The sequence below is a fragment of the Donghicola eburneus genome, assembly GCF_900115865.1.
Lineage (GTDB): Bacteria > Pseudomonadota > Alphaproteobacteria > Rhodobacterales > Rhodobacteraceae > Donghicola > Donghicola eburneus.
On the sequence record NZ_FOXY01000037.1, the window covers coordinates 1 to 6,786 of the forward strand.

Here is a 6,786-nt window from a genome sequence, read left to right on the forward strand (position 1 = left end):
GCGCCGCCGGTCAGGATGTCGTCGCCATCTCCGCCGTCCAGAGTGTCGTTATCCGCGCCCCCATCCAGCGTATCGTTGCCACCGCCACCGGACAGCGTGTCTTGGCCCCCTGCCCCGATCAGTTCGTTGTCCAGAAGGTTACCGGTGATCGCGTTCGCGCCAGAGTTGCCGCGCACGTTTTCGAAATTCAGAACCTCGGTTCCGAACCCGATATTTGTTGCCGTCCCATCATCATTCAGCGTGATCCCAAGGTCAAAGGCATCAACCGCGGTGCCATCCAACGCGATAGTGTCGTTGCCGTCGCCACCGTCCAGAATGTCAGGACCGTCTGCGGTATTGAAGTAGCCGACCTCGGCGACATCATCGCCGCCCTCAAGGTAAACGACATCCGTGCCACTGTCCGTCCCGCCCGCGAGCCACGTATCATTGCCGTCGCCGCCATAAACGGTGTCGCGCCCCAAGCCGCCGGTGATCGTGTCATCGTCCGCGCCGCCGTAGATCAGATCGTTGCCAGATCCGGCGTCTATGCTGTCGTTGCCCTCATCGCCATGCAGAACGTCATCACCATCGCCACCGAGGACCGTGTCGTCATCCGCGCCGCCATAGATCAAGTCGTTACCAGAGCCACCATCGATGCTGTCGTTGCCCTCATCCCCGTAAAGGACGTCGTTTCCAGCGGCACCAAGGAGCGTGTCATTGCCGGACCCACCATAGACAGTATCGTAACCCGAGCCGGCGTTGATGGAGTCGTTCCCCGCATAGCCATAGATCGTGTCGTCGCCGGTGCGAAGAAGAAGAAGATTTTCATCAGTGATACGATCGCCATCGCTGTCGGTATACCCGACCACCATGGTGTCATCACCGCTGGTCCCATCCACGCCCGCCGTGCTGGGGGCCAAGTTATAGGAAGCCGTGTCATCCAAGGTGATCGTGGTCGCGACGCCCGCAAGCGCGGGAAATCCATCAGGGGCGTAAAGGTACACTTCGCCCGTGGCCGAGGTAAAGACTGCCGCATCAGTTGATCCAAGCAAGATCCCAAGCGTCACGCCAATCAAGCTGTCCGCGTTGAAATTCGCGACGCCCTCGTAATCCACGAATTGGGGCACGCCGTCGATGCTCAGGGTACCGACTTCGCCCGAGGTCAGGACACCATCGTTCTCGGTGATCGAAACCGTGCCGGATACCGAGGTAAAGGACGGCAGAACCGTAAGGGACAGCAACTGCGCAAGCGTGCCGTCGTATGTGTACAGATTACCAGTGATTTCTAAAGTAGCAGGCATTCATTTGACCTTTCATGTGATGAAGTTAAAGGAATGCTCAAGGTGCTCGGTTGAACGATAAGTGGTTGAAATGAATTCTAATATTGGGGTTGGTTGTGGCGTAATTATCAATAAAATTGGATACTTGTGAAACTTAAAGATTTCTTGGTTTCTCAAATTTGTAGCCGACAACTGCGATTTTAGTGATGGCCCAAAAACAGACCAAAGTTTTTTTGTTAAGAGCATTTTCGATGGTTGCAAACGCAATCCACGCACAACTAAAAACTTTCGATTATTACGCTGCAGCTACACATTTTTAGAGTTTTGCAGATTTGAGCCATATGGGATATACCTGCAGAAGGACAATATTGGGTATCCTAAGGTCAGGGAATTGGTAACGGGGTCGTTCCAGTCACCCGGTTTTTGCGCAAGTGGGACGCGCCGCCAACTGCGGTTTTGTGTCTTGTGCACTTGATCTGATTATCTTTTCACCAGCCTTCGTTAGAGATTGACCTGAGTGCATGCTTCGGTCGGTAGTCAGCGAGATGACTGCCTAATTGATGCTGGTCCAATGCAATTCCGATGTGCCCATCTCATTGGCGCGAGCGACACGATCAGCATCAGTACTGAGCACGGCATTACCGGAACCGCGTCTCGTGGGGACCTCTAAGGCCCGCGAATAGGCGGGCGGCAGTCTGGAGCTTGTATCTTCAGCCAGTATCAAGCACCGGAATGTCGAAGCGGGTGTCGGTGTCATCTTTTCAAACGCGGTGCAGGATTACAGCGATCCGCCAAGCCAATGCAGCAATCACTCGCTTGACACCACGTCGGCGCGCAATCTTAGCGGCCTATGTGCACAGCCATGCCGCCTGTCCGCGATGCATAATCACGGTTGCCTCCTGGCATAGGGCACGGTTGAGATTAATGTCACTTGGCTTGGTAGTCCCGCCTAGGGTCAGGTTTCATAGCCAGAACATGACCACGGCAGCCAATGCGCATGCCGACAGGAAGACCTTCGGGCACCTGTCGTAACGGGTCGCGACCCGTCGCCAGTCCTTGAGGCGAGCGAAGCTGTTCTCGATCTTGTGGCGCTTGCGGTATCGGGCTTCGTCATAGGGGATTGGAACCTTACGGTTCTTTCGGGAAGGGATGCACGGCGTGATCCCCTTGTCTTCAAGTGCTTCGCGATACCAGTCTGCGTCGTATCCACGGTCCGCCAGCATGTGGTCGGCGGGAGGGAGGCCGTCCAGCAGTGCCCGGGCGCCGATGTAATCGCTCCGTTGGCCGGGCAATGGCCTACGGGGTCGGCGCAGGAGGTCGCACGGGCGCCGAACGGGCTGTAGAAATCCTTAAACTTGAACTCGTTCGTGCGCTTGGCCAACTCGGGACCCCTTCGATCGCACAAGTCGGCGCCGAAAATCTAACGGATAGAACACTGCATCGTCATCTGTAGCCTGGCCTTTATGGTTATGAAGGAAAACCTAGACACGGATACCTCTTGGCCGCAGAAGGTGATCACACATAAAAATCAGCAGGTTACCCAGTGCGGCTAAGATCCTGTTAAGTCGAGCGTCTCGCGGCGGTCCGCCCATTGGTCAGCGATTTGCCAAGGGCAGGCTGATCCATCACATCAGGTCCACGGATTCTCGAATGTCATTCCAGAACACGTTTTCGATGATCAATAGATCACTTCCGCCAAAGTCAAAATAGACGTTGCCGTTGCTTTCGGTGGCCAGAGCATCCAGATCGCTCAGGGTCGTAACGCCGAGGTCTTCGGTATAAATCCGGAGGGTGTCGTTCTGACCCACGCGCATGTCCTTGATGCGGTCGGTGTCAGCCCCTGCGTAAAAGACGAAGGTATCCGCGCCTTTGTTCCCGAACAGCTTGTCGCTGCCAGCACCGCCGGTCACCATGTCAGAGCCTCCGCCGCCTTTTACGACGTCTTTGCCATCCCCACCGTACAACGCATCTGCTCCGCCGTTGCCAAAGAGCTTATCCTTGCCGCCAAACCCAAAGATTGAATCGCCGCCGCCTTGGCCTTAGAGTTTGTCGTTACCAGCGCCGCCCGTCATGAAATCGTCGCCTTTGCCGCCCCACAGTTTATCGCGGCCGTCGTGTCCGTCGATATCGTCGTCTCCGGCGCCCCCGGCAATCATGTCATTGCCACCAGAGCCGAGCAGTTGATCGTCACCATCGCCTCCGCCGATCCAGTCATCCCCTTCGGCACCAAACACGCTATCGTTTCCATGTCCGCCGAAAATATAGTCGCGTCCGTCCGTCCCGTACGCGTTGTCCGCCCCTTGGCTGCCGACATACCGAACGCCCACTGCATCGAAATAAGCCGAGGCTGACGACGCCAAGTAACCGTCATTCTCTTGGGTATTGATCGCGGCGCCCATCAGCGCGTCGCCAGTATCACGCCCGGCGAATGCGATCCCTTCGATGATCGAGCCGACGGTGCCTGTATTCTCAAACAAGAACTTAGCGACCGCGTCCTGATGAACTTCGTTTGCCTTCAGCCATGTATTGAGCGTGTCGGCATCGACGAAGTTCCCGTTCTCATCCACCAAGAGATCCAGCAACTGCAAGCTGGGATTGATAAAAATTTCCAGTAGGCTGGTCTGGAATGTCTCTGCCGCGTTCAGCGTGGGGAACAATCCCGCCAGCTAACCGGTGCCTACCTGTGAAAGGGCATCAGAGATTAGGTATGTTGTTGCGGCTTCCATAGGGGATTGCAGCATGCTGCGAAGGTCCAGATCATTCGACACAGGCGCGGCTTCAATGCCATAGAGACCGTCGTCGTCAAAACTTGTGTGCGGGCGGACAAAGCCGGCTGGTATATCGTCGGCATATTCATCTACGAATTGTGACGGGGCCAAAGTTTTGGACTGGAAAAACGCAGTGATTTGCCCAAGGACGTCTGTGCTGGAGTCCCCAGGGCCACCGGTGTCGACGGGGTCACTGGTCCCGCCTGACCCGCCGATCACTCCGGTATCATCGCTACCGTCGTCCGCGTTGAGGTAAACAACCTCGTCCGCCGCGCTTTTCACTTGTTCCAGCTCGTCGCCATCTAGGTACTTGATAACCCAGATCGAGGCAGGCTTCTCATCGTAATTGTAGGGTCGCGGCCGGCCCGCGTCGCGCCAAGCGTCATAGCCGTCCGAGGATGTCGTGATCTCGCCAATGCTGCCTTTGTAGTAATCGGACCCCAGCCAGTCCCCCCCACCGCTGGGATCGCCAATAGACCAATTTCCACTTTCGTTCGGATCGTTGAGCGACCCGTATTGGGCCTGGCCGATTGAAATCCCATTCTCGATCGTCAACCACTCGGCGTTGTACAGATCAGCGGTCGCAAAAGACGGGCCGAGCAGATCCGTCTTTAGCGTTTCTGCGAACGGGGCTTCACTGTATTCGTAGGTCACCTCAATATAGAACTTCGTCAGGCTCCCGCCTTCGTCGCCATTCAAGTAGATGGTGCCCGCCATATTGTAAGGTCCCTTGCCGTAATGAGCTTGCCGCGTCCGCGCTCTGTGATATGAACCTCCCCCACCAATACAGTAGTTTGGAGGGGGTTTCGGGTTAGGCGTGCGCCCAACCCACGACCGTCCCGGCCGTGTTGATCGTTTCCAAGCGGTGCAACTCGTCAAGCCCCCATTGGAGCATGACACGGGCCGCGGCTTCGTCGCGCCCCAAGCTGCACCCGCAAGAGCAAGAGTGTTGCCGTTCGGACAAGGTCTTTTTGCGTAGGACGCCGCAGTCCGGGCAGCGCTGTGACGGCTTGAGAGACCGCGTCGGGGCTTCGAGGAACTCGATACCAGCTTCTTCCGCTTTGTATCTGAGCATGTTCAGAAAGGCGCTAGGGCCTGTGTCCAGAATGGCTCTGTTAAGGCCTGCCTTTTGCGCCACGTTTCTGCCGGGCATCTCGACCGACCCACGCGCTGAGCGCGTCATGTTTCGGATATTCAGCTCTTCCGTCGCGATCATCCGGTGGCGCGCAACCAGAGTAGCGGAAGCTTTGTGCAGGAAATCCTTTCGGCGAGCTGCGACTTTCGCATGTCGACGCGCCAGCGCCTTGCGATGTCGCACAAGGGCACGGCCAGTGATTTTTCGGGCGCGGGCTGCCGCCGAGAGGCGGCGCTGCTCTGCGCGCAAATCGTCGGCCTCAGCATCCAGATGACGCGGGTTCGCAAGGGCTTCGAATGACCCATCTTCATGGGCAATTGTCGCAAACTCAGACAGGCCCCAATCAAGCCCGATCGCCCCGCCCGTGGGGCGGGCGCGTTCGGCGCAGCCGGTCTCGACCACAACATTGAGGTACCAGCCTCGGGTTGAATAGGTCACATCAGCCTTCAGAACGCTCCCGGGCGTTCTTGCGATGCCACGCATCCGCATCCGGCCAATGCCGAACAGCTTAACGAAGCCGTGGCGGCCGCCATCGCGCATCTCGACCTTGAAGCCGTTGCCGTGCTCTTTATATCCCCATCCGCGAAAGCGATCTGCGGACCGGAAGCGTGGGAATCCCGGTGTCTGCCCTGCTTTGACGCGCCGGAAGAAGCCATCGAACGCCAGATCCAGCCGCTTCAGCACAATCTGTGCTTCATGGGTGTGGATCAAGCCGCGCCACCCTTCAACATCCTGCCGGATGTGCTTCAGGGCTTTCTCCTGATCGGATCGGCGGATGCGAACACCCTTTCTCCAGGCCCCGATACGTTCCTCGAGCGCAGCGTTCCACAAGTCCTTCAGCATCACATGCTTGCGCCACAGGGCTTCGGCCTGTGACTTGCTCGGGTAAAGCTTGAAAGAGAGGGATCTGGTTGCGCTCATAATGCCTGTCATGTTAATGGTTCAGGCATGAGCCTTCAAGCGTATACCTCTACACATAACTGCATTTATGCCCTTCGATACCATATGGTTCTAGTGACCAAATATCGCCGGAGGGTGCTGACAGGGCATATGCTTGACGCAGCCCGTGACGTACTGGACGCGCGCGCGTCCACGCAAGGCGGCAGAATCGAAGAGTTCGGCGGTGAGGAGGATCACATCCACCTTTTGGTGTCCCTGCCTCCAGCTGTGCCGGTGTCCATCTTTGCGAACGCGGCCAAAACGGGGACATCACGCCGCCTGCGTCGTGATTTTCCCCAACTCAAGAAAATTGGGCCAGCTCTTTGGTCTCCGAGCTATTTTGTAACAAGTTGCGGCGGGGCGCCGTTGGAAACGATCAAAGAATATGTCCGATCTCAAGCAAGACCGGACTAGGCTGGCAGCCCCATGGGCACCCCCACCAATGCAGTGGCTTGGAAGGGGCTTGTGCCAGCTACAGTTTGGTCAAACGAGCTACGTTAACTAACATCCCAAAGTTTCAATCTAACCTTGGGACTAAATCAACTGGCCAATTTGACCGACTTTAGAAACGGGAGCCGCAAAAGCGTATGGTATGCGACGGCCATACCCCATTGATTTGATGTGTTCCTGAGAGTTGGCCGTCCTGCGAGAAGGTCTGCGTCAGCAGATGGAGGTTTCGCATGGC

At 56.8% G+C, this 6,786-nt stretch carries 7 protein-coding genes and 2 pseudogenes; 2 read left to right on the plus strand and 7 right to left on the minus strand.

Features of this window, described 5'->3' with window-relative positions:
* Together BM225_RS21185 and BM225_RS21190 are read right to left on the minus strand one after the other, a co-directional pair.
* A partial coding sequence (locus BM225_RS21185) for a calcium-binding protein (RefSeq protein ID WP_143095443.1) occupies nucleotides 1-1,280 on the minus strand: 1,280 nt, incomplete at its 3' end.
* 941 nt (nucleotides 1,281-2,221) lie between these two features.
* Nucleotides 2,222-2,545 (minus strand): annotated as a pseudogene (locus BM225_RS21190) (IS5 family transposase); the annotation flags it as partial.
* A 5-nt stretch (nucleotides 2,546-2,550) separates the two neighbouring features.
* Between BM225_RS21190 and BM225_RS21195 the strand changes: the two are divergent.
* Nucleotides 2,551-2,712, plus strand: a complete 162-nt coding sequence (locus BM225_RS21195) for an alpha-hydroxy-acid oxidizing protein (RefSeq protein ID WP_245780577.1) — start codon at nucleotides 2,551-2,553, stop codon at nucleotides 2,710-2,712.
* A 172-nt stretch (nucleotides 2,713-2,884) separates the two neighbouring features.
* On the opposite strand, the gene BM225_RS21200 is transcribed toward BM225_RS21195, so the two are convergent.
* The 5 genes and pseudogenes from BM225_RS21200 to BM225_RS21215 all read right to left on the minus strand — a co-directional run bounded on the left by BM225_RS21200 (nucleotide 2,885) and on the right by BM225_RS21215 (nucleotide 6,083).
* Entirely contained in the window at nucleotides 2,885-3,223 is a 339-nt protein-coding gene (locus BM225_RS21200) for a hypothetical protein (RefSeq protein WP_092465508.1), read from the minus strand.
* Nucleotides 3,206-3,286: pseudogene (locus tag BM225_RS22475) on the minus strand (calcium-binding protein); the annotation flags it as partial. The pseudogene BM225_RS22475 and the gene BM225_RS21200, both read right to left, overlap by 18 nt.
* A gap of 12 nt (nucleotides 3,287-3,298) precedes the next feature.
* Nucleotides 3,299-3,916 carry a calcium-binding protein gene (locus BM225_RS21205; protein WP_092465509.1) on the minus strand — a complete coding sequence of 206 codons (618 nt, stop codon included), beginning with the start codon at nucleotides 3,914-3,916 and terminating at the stop codon, nucleotides 3,299-3,301.
* Nucleotides 3,917-3,925: 9 nt separating this feature from the next.
* On the minus strand, nucleotides 3,926-4,744 hold the full coding sequence (locus tag BM225_RS21210; protein ID WP_092465510.1) for a hypothetical protein: 819 nt from the start codon (nucleotides 4,742-4,744) through the stop codon (nucleotides 3,926-3,928).
* Between the two features lie 94 nt (nucleotides 4,745-4,838).
* The gene (locus BM225_RS21215) at nucleotides 4,839-6,083 is read right to left on the minus strand and encodes an RNA-guided endonuclease InsQ/TnpB family protein (RefSeq protein WP_177218683.1); all 1,245 of its coding nucleotides are present in this window, start codon (nucleotides 6,081-6,083) and stop codon (nucleotides 4,839-4,841) included.
* Between the two features lie 27 nt (nucleotides 6,084-6,110).
* Here BM225_RS21215 and tnpA point away from each other — a divergent pair, with 27 nt between their 5' ends.
* Nucleotides 6,111-6,515 (plus strand): IS200/IS605 family transposase, encoded by a 405-nt coding sequence (gene tnpA, locus BM225_RS22465; protein ID WP_092465512.1) that lies wholly within the window; start codon nucleotides 6,111-6,113, stop codon nucleotides 6,513-6,515.
* Nucleotides 6,516-6,786 lie beyond the last annotated feature (271 nt).